18 protein-coding genes and 2 pseudogenes are annotated in these 23046 nt (G+C 36.9%); 12 read left to right on the top strand and 8 right to left on the bottom strand.

Annotated elements, in window-relative coordinates:
- The first annotated feature begins 23 nt into the window (after positions 1–23).
- The 3 genes from MF646_RS00380 to MF646_RS00370 all read left to right on the top strand — a co-directional run bounded on the left by MF646_RS00380 (position 24) and on the right by MF646_RS00370 (position 4426).
- Positions 24–365 (top strand): hypothetical protein, encoded by a 342-nt coding sequence (locus MF646_RS00380; protein ID WP_250094503.1) that lies wholly within the window; start codon positions 24–26, stop codon positions 363–365.
- 486 nt (positions 366–851) lie between these two features.
- Positions 852–2312 (top strand): MDR family MFS transporter, encoded by a 1461-nt coding sequence (locus tag MF646_RS00375; RefSeq protein ID WP_250094502.1) that lies wholly within the window; start codon positions 852–854, stop codon positions 2310–2312.
- Positions 2313–3478: 1166 nt separating this feature from the next.
- Positions 3479–4426: an alpha/beta hydrolase family protein gene (locus MF646_RS00370; RefSeq protein ID WP_250094501.1), complete on the top strand. Its 948-nt coding sequence runs from the start codon at positions 3479–3481 to the stop codon at positions 4424–4426.
- 520 nt (positions 4427–4946) lie between these two features.
- On the opposite strand, the pseudogene MF646_RS00365 reads toward MF646_RS00370, so the two are convergent.
- Both MF646_RS00365 and MF646_RS23365 read right to left on the bottom strand, forming a co-directional pair.
- Positions 4947–5075, bottom strand: a pseudogene (locus tag MF646_RS00365) (tryptophan 2,3-dioxygenase); the annotation flags it as partial.
- 32 nt (positions 5076–5107) lie between these two features.
- On the bottom strand, positions 5108–5863 hold the full coding sequence (locus MF646_RS23365) for a helix-turn-helix domain-containing protein (protein ID WP_250094500.1): 756 nt from the start codon (positions 5861–5863) through the stop codon (positions 5108–5110).
- A gap of 125 nt (positions 5864–5988) precedes the next feature.
- Between MF646_RS23365 and MF646_RS00355 the strand changes: the two genes are divergently transcribed.
- Positions 5989–7956 carry a right-handed parallel beta-helix repeat-containing protein gene (locus tag MF646_RS00355; RefSeq protein WP_250094499.1) on the top strand — a complete coding sequence of 656 codons (1968 nt, stop codon included), beginning with the start codon at positions 5989–5991 and terminating at the stop codon, positions 7954–7956.
- Positions 7957–8046: 90 nt separating this feature from the next.
- Here the strand turns inward: MF646_RS00355 and MF646_RS00350 are convergent, their stop codons facing one another.
- Entirely contained in the window at positions 8047–9276 is a 1230-nt protein-coding gene (locus MF646_RS00350; protein WP_250094498.1) for an endo-1,4-beta-xylanase, read from the bottom strand.
- Between the two features lie 303 nt (positions 9277–9579).
- Here MF646_RS00350 and MF646_RS00345 point away from each other — a divergent pair, with 303 nt between their 5' ends.
- Positions 9580–10182, top strand: a complete 603-nt coding sequence (locus tag MF646_RS00345) for a hypothetical protein (protein ID WP_250094497.1) — start codon at positions 9580–9582, stop codon at positions 10180–10182.
- Between the two features lie 86 nt (positions 10183–10268).
- Here MF646_RS00345 and MF646_RS00340 read toward each other — a convergent pair.
- Together MF646_RS00340 and MF646_RS23360 are read right to left on the bottom strand one after the other, a co-directional pair.
- Positions 10269–10340: pseudogene (locus MF646_RS00340) on the bottom strand (fasciclin domain-containing protein); the annotation flags it as partial.
- A 144-nt stretch (positions 10341–10484) separates the two neighbouring features.
- Positions 10485–12179 (bottom strand): DUF6612 family protein, encoded by a 1695-nt coding sequence (locus MF646_RS23360; RefSeq protein ID WP_250094496.1) that lies wholly within the window; start codon positions 12177–12179, stop codon positions 10485–10487.
- Positions 12180–13164: 985 nt separating this feature from the next.
- On the opposite strand from MF646_RS23360, the gene MF646_RS00330 reads away from it, so the two are divergent.
- The 4 genes from MF646_RS00330 (at position 13165) to MF646_RS00315 (ending at position 15381) form a co-directional block, all read left to right on the top strand.
- On the top strand, positions 13165–13641 hold the full coding sequence (locus MF646_RS00330) for a DUF2975 domain-containing protein (RefSeq protein WP_250094495.1): 477 nt from the start codon (positions 13165–13167) through the stop codon (positions 13639–13641).
- 14 nt (positions 13642–13655) lie between these two features.
- The gene (locus tag MF646_RS00325; RefSeq protein ID WP_217228465.1) at positions 13656–13877 is read left to right on the top strand and encodes a helix-turn-helix domain-containing protein; all 222 of its coding nucleotides are present in this window, start codon (positions 13656–13658) and stop codon (positions 13875–13877) included.
- A gap of 15 nt (positions 13878–13892) precedes the next feature.
- A complete protein-coding gene (locus MF646_RS00320) occupies positions 13893–14684 on the top strand; it encodes a DUF817 domain-containing protein (RefSeq protein ID WP_250094494.1) in 792 nt (263 codons plus the stop codon).
- A 121-nt stretch (positions 14685–14805) separates the two neighbouring features.
- On the top strand, positions 14806–15381 hold the full coding sequence (locus MF646_RS00315) for a hypothetical protein (RefSeq protein ID WP_420842466.1): 576 nt from the start codon (positions 14806–14808) through the stop codon (positions 15379–15381).
- A gap of 291 nt (positions 15382–15672) precedes the next feature.
- Here MF646_RS00315 and MF646_RS00310 read toward each other — a convergent pair whose 3' ends face one another.
- On the bottom strand, positions 15673–16986 hold the full coding sequence (locus MF646_RS00310) for an MFS transporter (protein ID WP_250094492.1): 1314 nt from the start codon (positions 16984–16986) through the stop codon (positions 15673–15675).
- Positions 16987–17103: 117 nt separating this feature from the next.
- On the opposite strand from MF646_RS00310, the gene MF646_RS00305 reads away from it, so the two are divergent.
- On the top strand, positions 17104–18318 hold the full coding sequence (locus tag MF646_RS00305) for a helix-turn-helix domain-containing protein (protein WP_250094491.1): 1215 nt from the start codon (positions 17104–17106) through the stop codon (positions 18316–18318).
- Between the two features lie 103 nt (positions 18319–18421).
- Here MF646_RS00305 and MF646_RS00300 read toward each other — a convergent pair whose 3' ends face one another.
- A complete protein-coding gene (locus tag MF646_RS00300; protein ID WP_250094490.1) occupies positions 18422–18829 on the bottom strand; it encodes a MerR family transcriptional regulator in 408 nt (135 codons plus the stop codon).
- A 314-nt stretch (positions 18830–19143) separates the two neighbouring features.
- Here MF646_RS00300 and MF646_RS00295 point away from each other — a divergent pair, with 314 nt between their 5' ends.
- Together MF646_RS00295 and MF646_RS00290 are read left to right on the top strand one after the other, a co-directional pair.
- Positions 19144–20184, top strand: a complete 1041-nt coding sequence (locus MF646_RS00295) for an NAD(P)-dependent alcohol dehydrogenase (RefSeq protein WP_250094489.1) — start codon at positions 19144–19146, stop codon at positions 20182–20184.
- A 222-nt stretch (positions 20185–20406) separates the two neighbouring features.
- Positions 20407–21492, top strand: a complete 1086-nt coding sequence (locus MF646_RS00290) for a PQQ-dependent sugar dehydrogenase (RefSeq protein ID WP_250094488.1) — start codon at positions 20407–20409, stop codon at positions 21490–21492.
- A 152-nt stretch (positions 21493–21644) separates the two neighbouring features.
- Here MF646_RS00290 and ilvA read toward each other — a convergent pair whose 3' ends face one another.
- Positions 21645–22850 (bottom strand): threonine ammonia-lyase, encoded by a 1206-nt coding sequence (ilvA, locus tag MF646_RS00285; protein ID WP_250094487.1) that lies wholly within the window; start codon positions 22848–22850, stop codon positions 21645–21647.
- Positions 22851–23046 lie beyond the last annotated feature (196 nt).

Here is a 23046-nt window from a genome sequence, read left to right as displayed (position 1 = left end):
AAGCTTTTGAAGGAGGACATTTAATGGGTCATGATATTGAAGGATACAATAAATCAGGAGAAGAAATTGCTTATGCACGTTTTAGTATGGGGAATGATAATGCTACCATACTGTACGACTTACTGAACGCAAATGACTACGATGGAGGAGTTAGTGGAGTAGGCGACAGTTCTTCTTTTTCAATACAACAAATTGAAAAGGCTTTGAATGAGTTCAAGCAATTATATGATAAGGGTGATTCAACCCTACCTCAAAATGATTTCTTAGATTGGGATCAAAAACAAATCCTGAATTTTATAGAAAGCTGTTTTCGAACAGCACAAAAAGAAGGAGTGTCAGAGTGTTGTTTGGCTAATGCTTTATAAGTTTTTTGCTCTATTCCTTCAATGTGACTATTCACTTGCATATATTCCAAGTTGCCTTCCTTGTCGAGCCTACCTTATGTATTGATCCCCAAAAAACAAATTCTAAACTGAGAAGAAACTATATATTTTTCTCCCATTACTATCCTAGCCACCTTGAATTTATGTAATAGGACAAAGGACAAGCACTTTAGCAGATAGAACAATGAAAAGTGCCAACTTTCAATTTATTATTTATAGAATAGTTGGTACTTTTTTTGAGGAATTGGGTCAGGGAAGGTGTCAAACTTTCTGGGTTCAATTCAGAATCTGTCCATGATGTCCCTTTAAAAAAAGGTCTGTATTTCGTATTGCGAAATATAATAGTTGAGATATACTTATATACAGGACCAGACATAAAGGAATGCGAACGTTGTTAAGTAAATAAAAAACTAGCCACTTCAACCGAGTTTATAATGGTTGAAGATATGATTAATTAGGGGTTTTTATATGGAAAATAAAGAGAATTATAGTAAAGTACTGATTGCTGGATTATTACTCATAGGGTCTTTTATTGCCATTTTGAATCAAACGCTCATGATTACAGCGATTCCCCCGCTAATGGTGGAAATGAATATCACGGCGAATACGGGGCAATGGCTAACGACCGTTTTTATGCTTGTGATGGGTATCATGGTACCCATTTCTGCTTTTTTAATTGAAAAATTTACGACGAGACAGCTTTTCTTATCGGCCATGGCAATCTTCACGATTGGAACTGTGATCGCGGCCATGGCAACTAATTTTCCTATCTTACTTACAGGCAGGATTATTCAGTCGATTGGAGCAGGGGTCATGCTTCCATTAATGCAGACGGTGTTTTTACTTATTTTTCCTGTAGAACGACGGGGGGCGGCTATGGGGTATATTGGTCTTGTGATCTCATTTGCACCAGCGATCGGGCCAACGTTGTCTGGATGGGTGATCACGAATTATGAGTGGCGCTATTTATTTTATGGAATTATCCCTTTAGCACTGCTGATGTTGGTGTTAGCATATTTTAGTATGAGGAATGTGACGGAGCTAAAAAACCGGAAAGTCGATCCATTTTCGATTGTGTTATCTACTTTTGGTTTTGGTGGACTTCTGTACGGGTTCACTAGTGCAGGGAACAATGGCTGGGGGAGTCCACAAACGATAATCTTCCTAGTCCTTGGAGTGTTAATGATCTACTTTTTTATTAAGCGCCAGCTTGGTTTGTCCCATCCGATGCTGGAATTCCGTGTTTTTAAGGCTCGTATGTTTACTCTTTCTACCATCATTTGCAGTATCGGCTTCTTGGGTCTTATCGGGCTTGAGACACTGATTCCATTGTATATGCACAACATGCGTGGTTTTACGGCAGTAGAGGCGGGAATTGTCTTACTCCCTGGAGCATTGATCACAGGTTTCATGGCTCCAATTACAGGAAGAATATTTGACCGATATGGTGCACGGGTGTTGGCAATTCCTGGTTTAATTATCATGACGATCTCCACCTTTGCTTTTCTTTTCATTGATACAACTACATCCATTTTGTATTTATCTGTGATGTATGCGATTCGTATGTTTGGTTTCTCGATGGTGATGATGCCTGTTAATACAGCAGGGCTCAATCAAATACCAAGAAAATTGATTCCCCATGGGTCAGCGGTTTCGAATACGGTGCGCCAGATGTCAGCGTCTATTGGAACTGGGTTACTTGTAACAACGATGACAACGGCAGAAAGGGCTGGAGCTAATCTTCCTCAGATCGTGAATCCTGATATATTTGGAGCCATTATCGCATTTGGGATGATTGGTGTATTGACGCTAGTGGCATTGATTCTTTCCTTTAAAGTGCAGAAAACTTATCCACCGACGGATGAAGAATGGGAGGTGGAGGCAAGTTTTAAAAGAAAAGGTGTGGGTTCAAAAATAGCTAATGGATGAGTTCACGTCGTACAAAATCATAATATTATTAGAAATATGACCTCTTGCGAATGAAATTTCGTAAGAGGTTTTTTCTGTTCAGTAATGATTATGAATCAATTATTGTTGAATTCGGGCGGTGCATTAGATATTTTAGTAAGTTCAATTAAATTAGAATCACCAAGTGTTTGAGACTAAGACTAAGAGAGTAATTTGTGTGGACTCGGGAAACCTTATACTGAAAATAAAATTAATTTAATTTAAAGAGAGGATTATAAATGACGAAAAAAAGAAAAAGAAGGCAACATATTGTTTTGATACTAAGTATTATAATGCTTAGTATTTTCAATAATTCTATCCGAGATATTCCTAAATATTATAAAAATATGCTTTATGTTAGTTCAGTTAATGTAGTTTATTACTTTCTCTTTAGAAGGCACCTTGTTTGGGAATTCATTCCAAATGGTGTTCATTGGTTGGTTATTAGGCTAGTTCATGTATTAATAGTAACTCCATTTATAACACTTATGTTCTTATCGAATATGCCAAGTGAATTATTTAGGCAGGTTATTTACCTTATAAGGTTTGTTTTAATTGCTTGTGTTGTTGAATATGTAGCACATAAGAAAAAGTTAATTCTCTTTGCTCATGGTTGGAATATTCTCTGGTCCAGTTTAATCTATGTAAAGATGTTAGTTTACAGTTATTTATTCAGTAAGCGACCTTTAATAACTTTGGTGCTATCTTTGTGTTCCATTGTTTTTTTTGTTTATAAATTCAAAGCCCCTTTAAGAGTAAAGCACTTTTCCAAGTATTTTGAGCCAGTAGTTGATTTGTATTACCATACGTTTCTTGAGGATTTATTTAGTAATAAGACACGAAAAATATTTTGAGTATGTACTTTAATTAACAGATGCGCACAAAGCAATAGTCAATCAACAAACCAAATCAATGCTCAAGAGTTGGTTTTCTTTATGATGTAACAGAAGCGTTTCCGTCACAAACGAAGACGCTTATTTACATTTTTATCACAATAAAAGGAAATTAGTGTTAACATTATTTAGTAATACAGTAATAGCTATAGCGATTATATCGGTATTGGGAATTTTCTTGAGCTTCATTAAACGTTACACAAAAACAAAAAAGGATATAAACGCTTAGAAAAAAATAGGAGATGAGGTGACTATTTGGAACAGTCATTTGTAGAAAAGGAAGTTTCATTCACAGCTGAATATGAATTACAAGGGACACTAACTTTACCAAGAAGCGCTAAAAAAGTCCCAGCAGTATTAATTATCTCCGGTTCTGGACCAGGCAACAGAGATGGTAATATTAAATGGCCAAAAATAGAATTAAACATTTATAAAGATTTGGCTGCTTTTTTCACGTCTCTTGGTTTTGCTACTTTACGCTACGATAAAAGAGGAACAGGGAAGAGTAAAGGGAAGTTCAATAAAGCAGGAATGTGGGATTTTGTTAATGATGCCAAAAGTGGAGTTGAGTTTCTAAAGAATCAGCCAGAAATTGATAGAGAAAGAGTATTTGTATTAGGGCATAGTGAAGGTGTAACACTAGCGATTGCACTAAATTCCAAAGAACGTTTAGCTGGTATTATCTTACTGGCAGGAACTTATCAGTCGATGGAACATACGTTAAGGAAACAAAGAAAACAACTGTTTCAAGAATTGCAGGACTTAAAGGGATTTAAAGGATTTATCATCAATATGATCGGAATCACAAAAAACGAAGAAAAGAAAACGAAAAACTTAATCTCAAAAATCAATAGCTCAAAAAGGGACAGTTTTTGGCATTCATTTATGAAAGTAAATGCCAAATGGCTAAGAGAGCATCTATCCTATAATGTACAAGATGATATAAAGAAGATTCAATGTCCTGTGTTAGCTATCACAGGGGCAAAAGATGCTCAAGTTGATTGTAGAGAAGTATATATTGCAAAAGAATTAAACCCAATATATGTTGATTCATACATTATTGATAAAATGAATCACATCTTAAAAGAACAAGACTATGATAATTCATTTATCAATATTGCAAAAGAATACAAATCACAATCAACACATGCATTACACGAAAAGTTTGTGGAAGTGGTTAAGGAATGGGTGAAAGATAAGTAGTTTCACCCATTTCGTTTCGATGAAATAAGATATGATAGTATGAACGAAAGAAGCAAAAGACTCTTGGCATTTAGGGTAATAATTTCCTTTTTTTATATTCGAAAGATCGAAAGTAAAACTGGAACAACGATCACTCTTGTATGTAGTTTACTTATTTTCTCATTTATGTTTTGTTTGCTTCAGCAGCAACTTTAGCATAGTGAGAGAGGGAGGCTTTTAATGATGGATTGCATCATGCGCAAATTACGATACCAAAGGGTGATCGGTTTGAGTTTAGAGACCCATTTGGTAACAGAGTAGAAATGATAAAAGAAGTCTAATAATTCATATATTGTTGTAACTCTTGTGCTGAAATATATTGTGAAGACATATGGAAACTTCCAAATCGCCTCTAAGCTCATTGCCGCTCCAGCAGTTGCTAGAATAACCCCTAATTTAGGTGACCATTGCACGTGTTTTGTACCCAGAACAATCCTTTGCTATTTTTATTACTTAAAAGAAGCAAGGCGAGGGACTTATTTTAAATTTCCGTTCGTAAATCCCATAGCTCTTGGAAGAAGCATTGATCTAGAACCTTTTTCAAATAGTTCACACTAGAGGAGTCTCCAATCCCCACTTTAAATCCAATGATTCTCTCAACAGTCTTCAGGGGAAAGGAACCAGTCCCCTCTGTCCTTTTCCCTAAGCTAGTTCTCGGAATTTTTTTGGTGAATGGCTTGTGAATTTTTTGAAATTACGATTGAATGACCTAAGGTTATTATAACCGCAATTCATAGCTATCTCGCTAATCGATTGATAACTATTTTTTAATAGATAACAGGCTTGTGAAGTTCGATATTGATTCAAGTATTCAGTAAAGCTTATATTTGTCATTTGTACAAAAAGTTTAGACAGGTAGGTATAATCGTATTGTAATTGTTTTGCTATTACCTTTAGCGTACAATCCTCATTATAATTCCTATCGACATAAAGGAGAATTTTATGTAATATTTCCGTTTTTGTTGAGTGTTCTACGGGAAGAAATTCAGTATTATCGACCAATTTACCGCAAATATCATACAGGAAACTTTTCTGTCTATAAATAGAGTCTAGATTATCTAAATCGAAGGCTTTCCTTAAGTGAATCACATTATTTTCTGGGATATACCCCTTATATTTCATGAAAAAATCTCCAATTAATTCAGGTGAAAAGATAACGATGGAAATATTGGAATGGTCCATGGTTTTAAATTCATGCATTTGGTTATTAAAAATGAATGCGATATCATTTTTATTCATCACATATTCTTTTTGGTCAATACTTACTAGTAATTCTCCTTCATTAATAATAATGAGTTCATAAGCTCTGTGAAAGTGAAGAGGAAAGGTAAAATTAACTAGATTAGAAGAGCGAAAGAATTCTTTTTCTTCAACTCCGTGATGTTCAAAAAAACCCACTAGCTTCGCCCCCTTAAAACAAACACTAATATTGTCTTAAATTATACTATATTTTGAATAGAACTAAACTAAATTTTTCTCCTATAATGAAGCTAGTTCTAATATATAAAGGAGGAAGTATTATAATGGCCTTTGAATATCATGTAGCAAAAAATGGTTCAGATCATGCAGAGGGAACAAAACAGAATCCATTCTTAACAATTAATAAGGCGGCTTCTGTTGCTCAAGCAGGAGATACTGTTATTGTCCATGAAGGAGAATATCGGGAATGGGTGAAACCAAAATTTGCAGGATTAAGTGAGTATAGAAGAATTACATATCAGGCAGCTGAAGGTGAAAAAGTTGTCATTAAAGGATCCGAGCAAATTCAAGATTGGGAACAGGTCGAAGGAACTGTCTGGAAAGTTGAATTACGAAATGAATTTTTCGGAGATTTTAATCCATACAAAGAAGAGATTTTCGGTGACTGGGTTGTGTATAATCCAGGAAGACACCTGGGTGATGTTTATTTAAACGGCATGTCCTTTTATGAGGCAGAAACTTTTGACCAGTTAAAAGATCCAGAAGTAAAAACAGAAGTGTTAGACCACTGGACAAAGACAGTTGTTCCTGTCCATAACCAAGAACAAACAAAATATGTTTGGTACACAGAAGTAGATGAATACAATACAACCATCTATGCTAATTTTCACGGAGCAAATCCTAATGAAGAACTAGTAGAGATTAATGTACGTAAAGCTTGTTTTTATCCAGAAAAAATTGGTATCAATTATATTACGGTTAGAGGTTTTGAAATGGCTCAGGCGGCAACTCCATGGACTCCGCCAACAGCTGATCAGCCAGGATTAATCGGTCCTCATTGGAGTAAAGGATGGATTATCGAGGATAATATTATCCATGATGCAAAATGTAGTGCAATTAGTATTGGTAAAGAAGCTTCAACGGGTCATAACGATCGCAGTATTCGCAAAGATAAGCCAGGCTATCAATATCAGCTAGAGTCAGTCTTTTCTGCTAAACAAATTGGTTGGAGTAAAGAAAAAATTGGTTCCCATATCATCCGCAATAACACAATCTATGATTGTGGTCAAAATGGTGTGGTAGGTCATCTAGGTTGCGTATTCAGTGAAATTTATAACAACCACATTTACAATATTGCATTAAAGCGTGAGTTTTATGGACATGAGATTGCAGGCATTAAATTACACGCAGCAATTGACGTTCAAATTCATGACAATCGTATTCATGACTGCTCGCTAGGAACATGGTTAGATTGGCAGACACAAGGTACGAGAGTGAGCAGGAATCTGTTTTATAGAAATAACCGTGACTTGTTTGTTGAAGTTAGTAGTGGTCCATATATTGTTGATAACAATATTTTAACTGCAGACTATGCGTTAGATAACCATGCTCAAGGTGGAGCATATATTAATAATCTAATTCGAGGGAAAATGGTTCAACGCAAAATGCTTGATCGTGCAACACCATATCATGTACCACATAGTACGGAGATAGCTGGCTTTGCTCCTGTGTATGGTGGAGATGATCGATTCTATAATAATATCTTTATTGGCGACGATTCTTTTAATGTAGCTGGTTCCTATGCAGAGACCCCTGCAGAGATAACAAATGAATATGTTGGTACTGTTCACTATAAAGGTTATACAACTTCACTTGAGGAATACATCGAGACAGTGGATCAAGAAGGTGGTGACCATCGTACATTCCATCAAGTTGAGCAACCGGTATATATTAATTGTAATGCATACTATAATGGCGCAGAATCGTTTGAAAGAGAAAATGAAAGTGCTGTAGTGGATAACTTTAATCCAGAAATAAAAATCATCGAAGAAGGAAAAGAAGTTTATCTTTCTATTGGGCTTCCAGAAGATTTTGAGTCATTACTTGGAGAAATTCAATCTACCAAAACTCTAGAAAGAACACTTATTGTTGATGCAGAATTTGAAAATCCAGATGGAAGCGAAGTAATCTTGGATAAGGATTTATTAGGAAAGCAAAGGCAAGAAAAGAGTGTGTTAGGACCACTTGCTAATTTGCAAGCAGGGAATAATTATATAAAAGTCTGGGGCTAAAAGTTTTCTGGACAAGGGATGAAAGGGTGTGTCCCAAAAGGTCAAAGCCTTTTGGGTACACCCTTTCCTCCATTTTAGCTGGAAATTCTTTTAGATTATTATCTGCTCTGTATCTACACCTTTCTCTAATTTAAAGTTTACTTTTTTATCCCCGCAGACAAGGTCATATTCACCGAGGAATCCTTCAAATGAAACGAATCCGTTGTCATCTGTTTGACAAATCACATTTGTATTCCAGTCTTCTTTGATTAGTCTCTTTACTACTTCATAAGCTGGTTTTGGGCTATTATCTTTTCTAAGAAAGCCAGCAGGGGCACCCAGCCATGCGCCATCATCGCTGAATGACCAAGTTGTAATGGCTTCTACGAGAGGATGTTCAAACAGAATTGAATACATTTCTTCTATTTCTTTTGCTTGACGTTCCTCGTATTCTGGTGTTGATGGCCATTCTGTGATCTGGTAATCATTCAGGTCTACAATGTCAGCTGGCATAAGATGTCCAGATGTTAATGTGTTTTCTGTAAAGTGTATTGGTAGACCAAAAGAAGAGAAGCGATCTAATACTTGTTCTAATTTCTCACGTCCCCAATAGCCTTGGTGTTGGTGGGATTGAATCCCAATTGCATCAATTTCAACTCCTGCATTGAGGCAACCATCTATTAAGATTTCATAATTAATCGATGTATTAAAGTCATTTAATAATAATGTAGCATTAGGGTTGAATTCACGTGTTTTTTCAAACATCTCTTTAATGATTCCAACACGGCTAAGGTCTTTAGAAATTCTAGTAATCCCATTATCGTACTTATCAAAAATTGGCATGATAACCACTTCATTGATCACGTCCCACGTATCGATTACCCCTTTAAAATCTGATACATCACGTTCAATTCGATCAAACTGTGCTTTTAAAATTTCTTCATTGCTCATATCAAGGAGCCATGGAGCGGTAAGGGTGTGCCAACAAAGGGGATGGCCTTTCACTGTAACATTTCTTTCTTTTAACCACTGCGCAGCCGTTTTTAATTCATTTGTGCGTGGTTTTCCTTTTTCAGGCTCGAACAATGTCCAATAGAAAGGTAGTGTAGCAGAGTTAAATACATCTAAAAACTTATCCAATTGTTCTTCTAAAAATGCCAGTCTGTCTTCAGGTACACTTTTGTTTGCTACTTCGATAGCCTCAAAAATACCGCAGCCAAATAAGAACTTATGATTTGTCTGTGTTAGAGCTACATCTTTCCCTGCAATAGGGTTCCCTGTTGCATCGACAAGTTTAATTGTCTTGTTCGCCTTACGGTGAGCCCAATTATTTACGCTCATGATATACCCTCCATTTTTTGCATTTTATAAAAGTAAGCGCTTCCGAGTTATATTTTACCAAACTTTGTTCATTCGGTAAACAAACTTTTGGGACAGGGGGACAGGAATGGTGTCCCACTCTTTGAACATACGACATTGGGACAAGAACCTGTCCCTTAGATACAAGAAGAGGAATTAGGCTATATGAATAGAAGAAATACAAATCATGGAAAAAGTGGGGATGCAAAAGAGGGTAATAAATTGTTTAAATCCTGTTATTTGTACTTAATAGTGTTTTGTAAATTAAGGAGGAGGGGGTTTTAAGTGTTACGTAACACAGATTCTAATACACTATTTCCATACATAGCCACATCAGGTATGCTTTTACTTGTTACATCCTTTTTTGTACCAATTGTGGCAATCATGTTCATTCAAGATTGGCTGTTCTTTTCTGTTGATCACTGGTCTTTTATTAGACCTACGGCAGCTTATATCGGATTTGGTGCTGGAATGGTTTGGACTGCTATTGTTTTGTTCTCATTTTTGTTAACAAAAATGTACTCAGAAAAGAGAGATCGAACGTATAAATTAACATGGCTACATCTTCTTTTACTTGGGTTAGCTGTTCCTCTGTTTGTATTTTCTATTACTCATTATGCCTATCTTGACGAGAACGGTGTTCAAAAAAATTCATTTTGGACATTGTCCGAAGACAGTATTGCATGGAATGATGTAATAGAAGTGACGCGACTAGTGGAGGAAAGAACTAAGCGTGTAACGGCATACTCGTTCACTGACGGCGATTTAACTATTACGATTCCTTATGATTCACGAGATTACTTAACAATTCAATCTATTAATTATGTCGTTGATACATATAATTGGGACATTGTTGAAGTTGTTGAAGGGACAAAGAGGCCAGGTTGAGATCAGAGGATCAGAGGGGACAGGAAAGGTGTCCCACTCTTTTAAACATATGATGTTGAGACAAGGAAATAGAGTCCCTTTAATCCCTAGGGCACTAACACTTTATCAATAACATGGATTACACCATTGGATGCTTTAATGTCTGGTGTCACGACATTGGCATCATTACTTGAATAGGGTCAAGTGAATCCCCGATATGTATACTCTAAAAGGTAGTATCCTAATAATTGACATTTATTCTAGGTGGATGATAAAAAGCATTTTTTTGGAACATTAAAGGTGGGTTCCTTTTCCCATAGTCCCTAATTAACATATAGGCGTCTTGGATTGGAGCCATCTTTGTTGATAACAAACCAGCCAAGTTCAAGGTTAGAAATATGTTTCTGGTAGAACACTAAATCATCAATCACTTGAATGGAGAAAGCTCGATCATCGAGTTTCGTTGTTTCTCGGGTTTCTAGGTCATATTTGTATAGTCCTAGATTATCGTCAACGTTTGTGAAGTAAATACTATCATCTGTCACGTTAAATCCTTGTGATTCAACATTTGTAAGCTTCTCAAAGCGCTCGCCGTCGGTAGGTGTACGATAAATAGTATTGCCGTCGTGACGATTTTCATAATAAATAAAACCGTCTTTTGCTTGAAACATACCTACCTGATGATTTGTTAATGGAAAGTTCATTTTGTTATTTGGATCTAGATCTGTTACAAACAAGTAAAAATCATCTGTTAGGTAGAAAACATTTCCTTGGTGAATCGTAAAGCGAAACAGGTGATCTACTAGAGAAAAAGTTGTTGTCGTTGCACTAGAAAGCTTGGACTGATAGAGCGAACGATTATTGGTTCCTGCAAAATCTTTATAATACAAGGTATCATTAATGACTCGTAAACCGATTGCATTGTGATATAGACTTTTTTCTTTATCTGATCCATCTTTTTTAATTCGATATATGTGGTTATCATCTGTTGGATCCTGATAGTAAATCCAATGCTCCGTTATATTAATATTAGAAGCACTAACATCAGAGATTTTGTTCATACCTTTGTCGATGTCTTCTTTTTTAAATCGATAAATTCCGTCATGAGCTAAGTGATCGATGAAGTAGATCCACTCCCCATCGGATGTAAAGTTAGCTCCATTGAAATGATTCCCATCTGAAATCCCTTTTGTTTCAATGGGAACTTCTTCTGTTTTTTCTTGTCTACCACTAATGTATTCTCCGTAAGACATGGCTTCATTGATGACAGCCTCAGGAATGTGAATCGTTTCAATCTCATCATAATAATAGGTAATATGAAGTTGCTCAGAAAATGTCATCGGATCATCTACTAGTTCACCACCAATATCTAAAAGAAGTTCTATTGATTCAGAATCTCGTTTGAATGATTCCTTATTAATTGTAAACTCGTAGGAAAAATGATTTAAAATACCGTCTTGACGGAATGCATAAAATAAAAATTCAATAAAAGGATCGTCACTCACATGAAAGAAAGGGAAGATAGCCGAAATTAATATATCTAATCCTTCCTGATACGAGGTTAAGGCAAATCTATAATGATCCTCTTCTTCTGTGAAAGTGAAGGAATCAATAAATTCTTGAATAAGAGTCAATTGCTCAAGTGGAGTGGGTGGAGTATGTTGATAGGAACTTTTAATCCATTCTTCCTCTTCCCTTATTGTGCCTTTATGGTAAATGGCGTCATCAGATATAAGCACGTCCGTTGACACTTTATCTCCGTCACCGTAATCACTTTTTATGTTAATTTGTCCAGCCCGTGGAGCATACTGTGCGACCCCTTCGCTAGAAATACGTAACTGTTGCCCCTCACTATCCTCGGCATGAGAGCTAAGTGTAAAACGAAACTCTTCTATCTCCTGCATTTCTTCGATGACGTTTTCTAATACTTCTGGTGCATCTAACTTAGAGTGATTACAGCCGCTTATTATGAAACTACTTATTACGAAACAACTGAACAAATAAATAAAGTTTTTCACAAATATCCTCCCAAATAAAATCATTCCTAAATAAGGGTAACGGGTCAAAACTAATATTTCAAATAGAAGTAACTCCAATAATAGAAAAAAGGTTATGAAAAAAAGTGAGTAACGTTTTTCAAGTGGACAGGGGAATAAGGTAGAATAATTGTAATTGCGCTAATAGGAATTAGTAAGGAAAAAACTTAGAGGGAAATACAGAATAATATTTTCCCCTTCAACTATGGCAAGAACTTATGCAAATAAAAAATTTTAATGCTTAGTAACGGTGAGCATTGTTATAGTAACTACGAGATAGCAGTTGTTAAATGGAGTGAAAAATAAAATATAGTGACTTTAATAACCCAAGTAACTGGGTACATGTATAAAATAAACTAGAAAAATCATTGCGTACAAATTAGAAGTGAGGGGAGACATTCATTGAGGAATTAGCGGAAATTGCAAATATGAGTGTTGCTTCGCTTCATCGGCATTTTAAAGAGGTAAGGCTATGAGCCCGATTCAGTGAGAGAACTACATTTTAAAGAATTGGGACAGGCGACAGACAGAAAAGGTGTCCCAGTTTCACTTTGACCATATAACTTGGGACAAGAAACTTGTCTCTGATGTCCCAATTAACGACAAAAGCAGTGAGAAAAGCAGTTTAAAAGTTCTTCATAAAGCCGATGAGGGACAAAAGCAGTGGGAGAAGCAGTTGAAAAGTCGTTCATAAAGCTTATGAACAACAAAACAAGTCGGAATTGCAAAGTAAAAGTCCTTCAACAGTTGATTTAGGGTTAGCGTAGTCTTGCTTGGGGATGATCATGTTAGAATATTTGTTCTACGAATAGAGTGTTTCTTGTCATGAGGAATGCTTTTTTTCTTTGTATGAAATTTAACAGGATATCTAAATACAGAAAATATATAATGCAAAATAATAATCATTTATCGTAAAACGATAAATTTTGTGTTATGATCAAATTAATAAAAATGAGAGGTGTTTTTTATGAAACAAGGTTCAACACTCTTTTTAAGGATAGCTGTTATTCTGATTGGAGCTCCTGTTCTTGGTTTATGTCTATTTGGCATACCTTGGTTGGCTAATAATCCAGTAAATCCAGATTATGCCCACATGCTATATCCCATTTTAATCATTATGTATGGGACAGCGATCCCATTTTTCACTGCTTTGTATCAGGCATTCAGGCTATTAAACTATATTGATACGAACATAGCATTTTCTAACATTTCTGTAAGAGCTTTAAAAATGATAAAATACTGCGCAGTCATAATCGGTATCCTTTATTTGGTAGGCATGCCATTTTTATATCTCATCGCAGAGGTGGACGACGCACCTGGTATCATCGTCATCGGTTTAGTAATTATTTTTGCTTCATCGGTTATCGCCGTCTTTGCTGCGGTTCTCCAAAAACTTTTACAAGAAGCGATCAATATTAAATCAGAAAATGATTTAACTGTCTGAGGTGGGTGGATATCATGGCAATTGTAATCAATATTGATGTGATGCTGGCTAAAAGGAAAATGAGTGTAACAGAACTTTCGGAGAGGGTTGGAATAACAATGGCTAACCTTTCTATCTTGAAAAATGGAAAGGCAAAGGCGATTCGATTTTCAACTTTAGAGGCCATTTGTAAGGCTTTAGATTGTCAGCCTGGTGATATTTTAGAGTATCGAAGTGATAAAGAAGCCGAAGAGTAAATGGAGGCAAAATAAATGAGAGCAGTAAAACAACTCGTTCGTTTTGGTTGGGAGCAGGCTCTATCATGTTTGTTTCCAGTTATTATTTTTGCCTCTTTGGCTTTAACACAAGTCATACCACTTCCCTTCCTGCCAAGGTATGACTGGCTGCTCATCATTTGCCTTCTTATGCAGTGGTGGATGGTGAGTTCTGGGCTTGAAACAAGAGATGAGCTAAAGGTGATCACATTGTTCCACGTTATTGGTCTCGCTCTTGAACTTTTCAAGGTACATATGGGCTCGTGGTCTTATCCAGAAGAAGGATATTTTAAAATTTTTGGCGTGCCTTTGTATAGTGGATTTATGTATGCAAGTGTAGCGAGTTATCTTTGCCAGGCGTGGCGGCGGTTGAAGGTTGAGTTGATTAAGTGGCCACCGTTTTTAGTCGTTGTTCCTCTTGCAGCTGCGATTTATTTGAATTTCTTCACCCATCACTATTGGATTGACGTTCGTTGGTGGTTATCTGGCCTGGTCATTATCGTTTTTTGGCAATCATGGGTCACATACGAAGTGGATGGAACTCGTTATCGTATGCCACTCGCCCTATCTTTTGTGCTCATCGGATTTTTTATATGGATAGCCGAAAATATCGCAACATTCTTTGGAGCCTGGGAATATCCAAATCAAACTGATGTGTGGAGTCTCGTTCATTTAGGAAAGCTAAGTTCATGGCTTTTATTAGTGATTGTTAGTTTTCTTATAGTGGCAACGTTAAAGCAGGTTAAGGGGAAAACAGCTACTAGAGTAGAGACAAATCAATTTTTATAACTATTATATTGTGATGCTTATACATCGCTTTTTTGTTTTACTTACGACGAATTTAATGAAAAATGAATAATTGTCAATCTTTAGGTGAAGGTATACCCAAATACAATACAGGGTGATGCAATTGAAGAGAAATATATTTCTTGTGATGGTTATTTTTTGTACCTTTATTTGTGGGGTAAGCAGTGAAACAGTTTCTGCAAAAACAATTAGTGAGTCTCGACCTTTTGAAGAAATTTATCCTGAAATTGGTTATAAAACGGTTGAAGAGGCTGTTAAAGAATTTGAGCTTCATTTCAAACAAGACCTAAAACTGCCACTTAGGCTCCCGCCTATAAGCTTTACACATCATTTCGGAAGGTTTACAGATGCAGATGGTGACATAAACGATTCTCTTGAATTGGAGTTTATCAATGATAAGTCACCAGAAAATCATTATTTTATCTTTGTTCGATCTATTGAGCATAAAATTCCTATAAAAGATAAACGTATTGTTAAACTATATAAACTAAAAAATGGATATGAAGCAAAGTTTATAAACGTTTCGGAATCGTTCGAAGCCCTCGTTTTTGAAAGAGATAATTGGCAATATATGCTTAATATTCCTAAAAGGATTTCAAAAAAGGTCACTCCTGAAATGTTAGTTGAAGTAGCCAATTCAATTGATTATCCAGATGAAAAGAAAAATCCATTAGAATAAACTAGTAGAGTATTATAAAAGGAATATGGTTAGACAAAGAGGATCCTGATTCCGCTAAATTGAAGAAATGTGCGCCAAAAAAGGGGGAAGTGGATCCTGGTTCCGTTAAAGCCACAAAACAATTGGATTCTAAGCCCGAAACAAGAAAATAACGGAATGAGGATCCAAAAACACACTCAAAACAAAGGATTTGATTGGAATAACGGAATGAGGATCCGTCAAAACAGCAAAAGCAAATTATTTATATGCGGTGGTCACTAGACCACCGCTATTTTTCAATTGAAATCATGTTCATATTTTTACATTGATTTCTTTGACCTTTCCCTCCAACACTACTTTTTCTTCAGTAAGATCTGGATGGGCTTTACGCAGCAACGATGGTCTTGCAAGGACAAGAACAACCATTATTAGGAAAGACGCAGACAGAAGGAGGACCCATTGACCCGGAAAGATATCGTACAGAAAGCCGTACATTACCATACCAAAAGGAATGAGTGACATGGACATCGTTTCGATAATCGAAAATACACGGCCTTTATACGCGTCATCGATTGTGTTTTGTAACATGACTTGTAACGGTGTGTTGATGACGATAATGATTAAGCCGAGACAGAACATGAGTACCAAATAATAAGCAAATACGAGGTTATACGTTAATGTGCTAATCAACGGTAAGGAAACGGCTCCCATCAAAATACCTAACGCTAGGATACCTCGTTTGGAAACAAGCAGTGGAAATTTTACTTCTTTTCTCATTGAAAAGTACAGTGACATCAATAACATCCCCACGGAAAATGCCCCTTGTGTAAAACCAAAATGCTGTGGTTCCATTTTTAGTTTTTCTATAAGAATATAAGAATACCCTACCTCAAAGGCTCCGAACAAAAAGTTTACCAAAAGTCCGATCCACAGCATAAGTACAATAACAGGCTGCAATTTCAAATAGCTAATGCCTAGCTTTATACTCTTTAAGATCGATTCTTTCTGTTCTCCTTTTTCCTCTTCTTTCAGTTGACTGAAAAGCTGGAAATTCATTGTTGACTCAAGAATAACAGCAAGGATGGATGCGGTCATATAGATCAAAAGAAACACAGGCATAGATACCGTTCCGTATAATATTCCCCCAATTGCGGGGCTCCCAACTGCTGCAAATGAGATCGACATTTGATTTAAAGACATGGCTTTTTGAATTCGTTCCTTATCGATTAATCCAGTAATAGAAGAAGTAAAGGCTATTCCTGAAAACGTAGAGGCCAATGACAAAATAACGGTCGTAACATAGATGGAAAGCAAAGAAAGTCCAGAAGTTAGCGTTACAATGAGAAGACCAACAATTGTGAGAGTGGTGGCAATTTGAGCGCAAATAACAATTGTTTTTTTCGAGTATCTATCGGTAATCGCTCCAGCAAATGGGGCAAGAATGGCCCTTGGTAGAATACTACAGATTAAGTTCGTCGCAAAGCTTGTAGCAGAACCTGTCATCTGTAAGATGTAGAAACTGATTGCGAATGTATAAATTTGAGCCCCGAATGTAGAAACGAGCTTACTAATTATAAACGTATACAGGTGATAGGTCGCCTTTTTCACTTTCCACTTATCATCCATTTTCACACCTTCTCTTTAAAAGTTTAATTTAATTAAACAAATCATACCACGCTCTTCTCTTTCCTTTCAAGAAAAAGTTTAATATAATTAAACAAATGGGCGGATAGGGGGACTATTATGCTTGGAGAGCATATTAAAAAATTACGAAAGCAAAAAAAGCTTACACTTGAAGCACTTGCTGGCAAAGAATTATCAAAAGGGATGCTCAGCTTAATTGAAAACAATAAAGCAAATCCGTCAATGGAAAGCTTATCTTATATAGCTAAACGATTAGATGTGGATGTTACTGATTTATTAGATGCTGTCAGCTCAGAGGAACTTCGAGGAATATTAGAAAAAGCGGAAAAAATATATAATGATCCTGATCAAAAAAAGGCTGATAAATATATACAGCTCATTGGATTAATTGAGCCTTTATGGGAGGTTATCCCTCAAGGGTATGAGGCAGCCCGACTATTAGAAATATATAGCTATTCTCTTTGGAAAGAGGAGAAAGAAAACTGGTTAGAGGTATCCGAATATGCTGCAAAAATGTTTGATCAATTGAATATCTCTACTAATCGGGCTTCCATTGCTATTTTTTGGGTAAATCAAAAATTTCTTGAACACAAATACGACGAAGCTTTAACGATCTTTTTACAGGAACGAAAAACCATCGAAACAACTTTTGCTTATATTGACCCTTTAACAAGGCTTGACCTTGATTATCATGAAGCCATATTACATTTTGCTGTAGGCAGTTCTCAGTCAGCCATAAGGATCATGGAAAATGCGATCCTGTTTTCAAAGGAAAAAAAGGTCTTTTACCGTATAGATGATTTATATCGACTTGCAGCCTGCGAGGGAATGCTTTCAAAGGATGAGAAGAAGAAAAACTTCTATTTAGAAAAGCTAAAACAATACGGGGAGTTCGCGGACAATAAGTTCTCTTTATATTTTTATAAGCTTTTCCATATCATGGCCCTCATCTCAGAAGAAAAGGAATATGAAAAGGCATTGGAAGAGGTTGATCAGTTGCTTTCAGACTCGGATACACTCGAGTTTTATGATTCTTGGTTTACTTTGGAAAAGGGAAAGGCTTGTTATTATTTAGGTCGCTATGAAGAAGCGTTATTTTTGTTAAATAAGGTTGTCATTCCAGATGTACATCATCCTTTTGATTTATCAATATTGTATGTCGTAGATACATTTATAGCTCTATGTCATCGTAAGCTAGGTGATAAACAAGCGGCTTCCCAGTCAATCGAACAGGCATATGCTAATTACAACTCATTGCCTTCTACACCGTTTAAAGAATTTACGATGGAGGTATATGGGGAGATGAAAAAATGAAAAATCGCAAGGAGCTTACTATACGTAAGTGGTAGTAGGAACCAAACAAAACCACCTGTATTTCATAAACATTCATGAAATACAGGTGGTTTTCTGTTACTGATTAATTAATCTCTATTTTATTTTTTTGGTGAATATCTTCTGTTCCGGCATCCAAAGCAGTCTTGTAATATAAGCATTTATGTTCGATAAGTTCCATTGTTTTTTTTAATTCTTCCATCTGTGCTTCGACAATGGCTTTTCGCCCCAAAAACATGTCATGTCTTTTTTGCAACGTGGAATCCCCATCCGAACACCAATCAATGAAACTTTTAATCTCCTTAATAGGCATCCCGGTAGATTTTAGACATTCAATTACTTTTAAAGCGCCGATATCGGATTCTTTAAACAATCGTGCCCCACTAGATGTTCGTTCTACAAAGGGCATAAGTCCCTCCTTGTCGTAGTAACGCAAGGTGTATACTGTTAGATTTAATTCTTTGGCAACTTCGCTAATAGAATATGTCTTCATCTATTTCCTCCCGATTATTAATGATATAGACCTCGAGTTAACTCGATATTATGAGGGTATATTACTAGAGTATTTGCTGAGTGTCAAAACGCCTTAAAGGGAAAATAGATAGATTAATATGAAAGGTGTATAAAGTGTGGGTCATCTTAAGAAATTATTAATTAATCGCTTGACCTAGAGTTAACTATAAGGATTATTATTGTTTTGCAAGAGAAAGTAGGTGATGAATAGAGAAGAATTTATCATGATTTCTTCATTTCGCTTCCAAGCAATTCTCTTACTCTTGAAAAATATAATTATTTGGAGGTTTTTCTATGATAACTGCTAAAGCACGAGCTGTCGACGGTCCAGACAAACCCTTTCGAGCAGCTGAAATTACACGACGTGATCTTGATTCGAATGATGTTCTAATTGAAATTAAATATGCAGGCATATGCCATTCTGACATCCATACTGCTCACGGTGAATGGGGTGAAGTGAACTATCCTCTCGTACCTGGACATGAGATTGCAGGAGTGGTTACAGCTGTAGGGCCTGACGTTACAAAGTATAAAATAGGTGACCGAGTTGGGGTCGGTTGTATGGTTGACTCTTGTGGTGAATGTAAGAACTGCCATAAAGGAGAGGAACAATACTGCCTAAAAGGAAATGTTCCTACATACGCTGGAGTTGACAAATACGGTGAGCCGACTCAGGGTGGCTATTCTACACATATAGTTGTAACTGAAGACTTTGTAGTTAAAATTCCAGATAACATTCCGCTTGATGCAGCGGCACCATTACTTTGTGCAGGTATTACGACATATTCGCCACTTAACCATTGGGATGCTGGTCAAGGGAAGAAAGTAGCGGTTGTTGGTATGGGCGGTCTTGGTCATATGGCTGTCAAGATTGCACACGCCATGGGTGCAGAAGTTACCGTTCTCTCTCAATCATTGAAGAAAAAAGAAGATGGTCTAGAGTTCGGTGCCGATGACTACTATGCCACAAGTGATCCTGAGACATTTACTAAACTTGCTGGAACTTTCGACCTGATCATTAACACGGTAAGTGCAAAAATAGACATTAATGCTTACTTCTCGCTGTTAGCGCTAGATGGAACTCTAGTAAACGTTGGCGCGCCTGCAGAACCATTGTCAGTCAATGTGTTCTCGCTCATCCCTCATCGTCGTTCATTTGCAGGGTCAATGATTGGGGGAATCCGTGAGACTCAGGAGATGTTAAATTTCTGTGCAGAACATAATATTGTTCCTAAAATTGAAGTAATCTCGGCCGATCAAATTGACGAGGCATACGAACGCGTATTAGCTTCAGATGTGAAGTATCGCTTTGTGATTGACACTAGCACAATATGAGTTACGTCAAAGGTTGGTTTTCAAAGTATTTTTAAGGTGTCCTAAAAGCCTTTTTTTGGGGGGAGGCACTGAAAAAGGGCGTTTCTCCTTTTTCAGTGCCCTCTTTTTGGGTATCCTTTTTATTAAAGAATATGTTGGCTTAATTTATAGACCTTACTTCATGTCCAACTTAACTATAAAAGACATCAATCAATAGAAACCCAATAGGAGATGAGATAAAGGATGAAAATAAATTTAGGTATATATTTATTATTCGTTTCCCTGCTCGTTGGCTGTTCATCAAATGAACAACAAAATGCAATAGACAACGAGCAAACTGCTTCAAATGAGCAGGGGAATGAAGAGTTAGAAGTGATTGCAGAAAATCTTGAAATTCCTTGGTCAATAGAAAAGCGTGATCATACTTTCTACTTAACAGAAAGACCAGGATCCATCATAAAATTGGAAAATGGAGAAGTGGAACGACAAAGCGTAGAACTTAAGCAAGATATTTCAACAGCCCCCGAGGCAGGATTATTAGGATTTGTGCTTGCCCCCGACTTTTCTGAATCAAATCTAGCTTATGCTAACTATACATATGTAGATGACTCTGGACAATTTAACCGTATTGTAACCCTCCGTTTGGAAGATAACATTTGGAGGGAAGAGAGTTTGCTTCTCGATCATATCCCAAGTGGTACGTACCATCATGGCGGAAGGCTTAAAATCGGCCCCGATGGAATGCTTTACGCAACAACTGGTGATGCGTCTGAACCGAGTATCGCACAAGATCTTGATTCACTAGGTGGAAAGATTTTACGAATGAATCTTGATGGCTCCATTCCAAGTGATAATCCATTTCCAGATTCCTATGTGTATAGTTATGGACACCGAAATCCCCAAGGCATTACCTGGTCGTCTGATGGTACATTCTATTCAAGTGAGCACGGCAGCCGAGCAAATGATGAGGTCAACTTAATCGAAGCTGGTCAAAATTACGGCTGGCCGATTATTGAAGGCGATGAGGAACAAGAAGGGATGGTTTCACCACTATTCACTTCAGGTGAGGCAGACACTTGGGCTCCATCTGGAATGGACTATTATAATGGTAAATTGTATGTTGCCGCATTAAGAGGATCTGCTGTATTAGAATTTGACCTTGAAACAGGTGAACAACGAGAAGTAATAACTGGACTAGGTAGAATTCGGGATATTTTCATAGAGGATAATTTCCTTTATTTCGTTAGTAATAATACAGATGGGCGCGGTGCACCACAGGAGAATGACGATAAGCTATATCGAATTTCGATTTCAGAATTAAATGAATAGAAATGGAAATTGAAAAAGAGAAGGTGAATGCCAATGGAAATCATAAGTCTAACGTGTTAGATGAAAGGTGCGAAACGAATTGAACGAACGATTTATAGAGATTTATTAGGGACAATGAATGAACTGTCCCTGATGTCCCTCTTTTATCGAATTTAGATCAATTCCGCTGTGTACCCTTTCTGCTGCAATGCGTTTATGATTTCTTCTATGTGGTGCCGATCTCTTGTTTCAACAGAAATGGATAATTGGGCATAGCTCGGATAAATTTTATCCCCCATGTGGCTAAAGGAGATATCTAATATATTTCCTTGGTGTTCTGTCACAACCTGTAACACCTTTTCAAGGTTTCCAGGTTTATCTTTGAGAATAGTATTGAAACGCATGAAGCGTCCGGCCTCAACCATACCTCTTTCAATAATTCTAGAAATAAAACTTACATCCACGTTTCCTCCACTGATAACGGGTACAACTTTCTTGTTTTTAATAGGAAGCTTTTGATTTAACAGGGCAGCTAGTGAAACTGCGCCTGACCCTTCTACAAGTAGTTTGTTCCTCTCAAGTAGCATAAGCATCGTTCGAGCAATTTCTGTTTCATCAACAGTGAGCATGTCATCCACGTATCGTTGAACTAACGGAAAGGTGTGTTGACCTGGCCTTTTGACGGCAATCCCATCTGCCATCGTTGGACTAGCATCGACTGTGATTGGTTCCATTTCCAAAAGCGACTGTGCCATACTCGGACAAGCCGCTGCTTCGACTCCGTACACTTGTATAGATGGATTTTTTTCTTTCACTGCTGCTGCGAGTCCAGCAATTAACCCGCCACCTCCGATTGGGCAGACAATGGCATCGACTTCAGAAATCTGTTCCATAATTTCAAGTCCAACCGTTCCTTGCCCAGCGATGACAGCTTCATCATCAAAGGCATGAACAAAAGCAGCGCCCGATTGATCTTTTAAATTTAGGGCATAGGCAAGGGCTTCATCAAATACAGCTCCTTTTAATTCAACATTTGCACCATATTCTTTTGTTGCTTGTACTTTGCTTAATGGAGCCCCTGCTGGCATGATAATGGTAGAAGGGATGCCAAGCATCCTACTTGCATAAGCAACACCCTGTGCATGATTTCCTGCAGAAGCAGCAACGACCCCATTTTTTAATTCATCTTTTCTCAATGAAATCATTTTATTGTAGGAGCCGCGTACTTTAAAGGAACCTGTCTTTTGCAAATTCTCAAGCTTTAAGTAAATATCGTTATCCGAATATTCACTAAAGGTTAGTGAGTAGTCTAATGGAGTTTTATGTACGATTCCCGCCATCTTTTCCTGAGCTGTTACAATATCGTTTAATGAAACCATTTGTGCCCCTCCTAGTTATGCTTTAAATCAGTTGAACTAGTATTATGTTAGTTTTTACAGGAGGAAAAAGGTTATTCGCAACAATATTGATACATTTCTGCTAAGGTCTGATTCAAGTCATTAACTGCTTAAGTAAGGTTACTAAAGCTCATAGAGAGACTTATTCATAATAGTGCCATAAGCTTAAATCTTTTTT

This window comes from Halalkalibacter alkaliphilus (assembly GCF_023555415.1).
In the GTDB taxonomy this organism is placed as follows: Bacteria; Bacillota; Bacilli; order Bacillales; family Bacillaceae_D; genus Halalkalibacter; species Halalkalibacter alkaliphilus.
This window is presented reverse-complemented; position numbering and strand designations above follow the sequence as displayed.

Coding starts and splice junctions, on each gene's coding strand:
- MF646_RS00380 (WP_250094503.1), top strand. CDS start 24: ATGGGTCATGATATTGAAGGATACAATAAATCAGGAGAAGAAATTGCT.
- MF646_RS00375 (WP_250094502.1), top strand. CDS start 852: ATGGAAAATAAAGAGAATTATAGTAAAGTACTGATTGCTGGATTATTA.
- MF646_RS00355 (WP_250094499.1), top strand. CDS start 5,989: ATGGCCTTTGAATATCATGTAGCAAAAAATGGTTCAGATCATGCAGAG.
- MF646_RS00350 (WP_250094498.1), bottom strand. CDS start 9,276: ATGAGCGTAAATAATTGGGCTCACCGTAAGGCGAACAAGACAATTAAA.
- MF646_RS00330 (WP_250094495.1), top strand. CDS start 13,165: ATGAAACAAGGTTCAACACTCTTTTTAAGGATAGCTGTTATTCTGATT.
- MF646_RS00325 (WP_217228465.1), top strand. CDS start 13,656: ATGGCAATTGTAATCAATATTGATGTGATGCTGGCTAAAAGGAAAATG.
- MF646_RS00320 (WP_250094494.1), top strand. CDS start 13,893: ATGAGAGCAGTAAAACAACTCGTTCGTTTTGGTTGGGAGCAGGCTCTA.
- MF646_RS00310 (WP_250094492.1), bottom strand. CDS start 16,986: ATGGATGATAAGTGGAAAGTGAAAAAGGCGACCTATCACCTGTATACG.
- MF646_RS00305 (WP_250094491.1), top strand. CDS start 17,104: ATGCTTGGAGAGCATATTAAAAAATTACGAAAGCAAAAAAAGCTTACA.
- MF646_RS00300 (WP_250094490.1), bottom strand. CDS start 18,829: ATGAAGACATATTCTATTAGCGAAGTTGCCAAAGAATTAAATCTAACA.
- MF646_RS00295 (WP_250094489.1), top strand. CDS start 19,144: ATGATAACTGCTAAAGCACGAGCTGTCGACGGTCCAGACAAACCCTTT.
- MF646_RS00290 (WP_250094488.1), top strand. CDS start 20,407: ATGAAAATAAATTTAGGTATATATTTATTATTCGTTTCCCTGCTCGTT.
- ilvA (WP_250094487.1), bottom strand. CDS start 22,850: ATGGTTTCATTAAACGATATTGTAACAGCTCAGGAAAAGATGGCGGGA.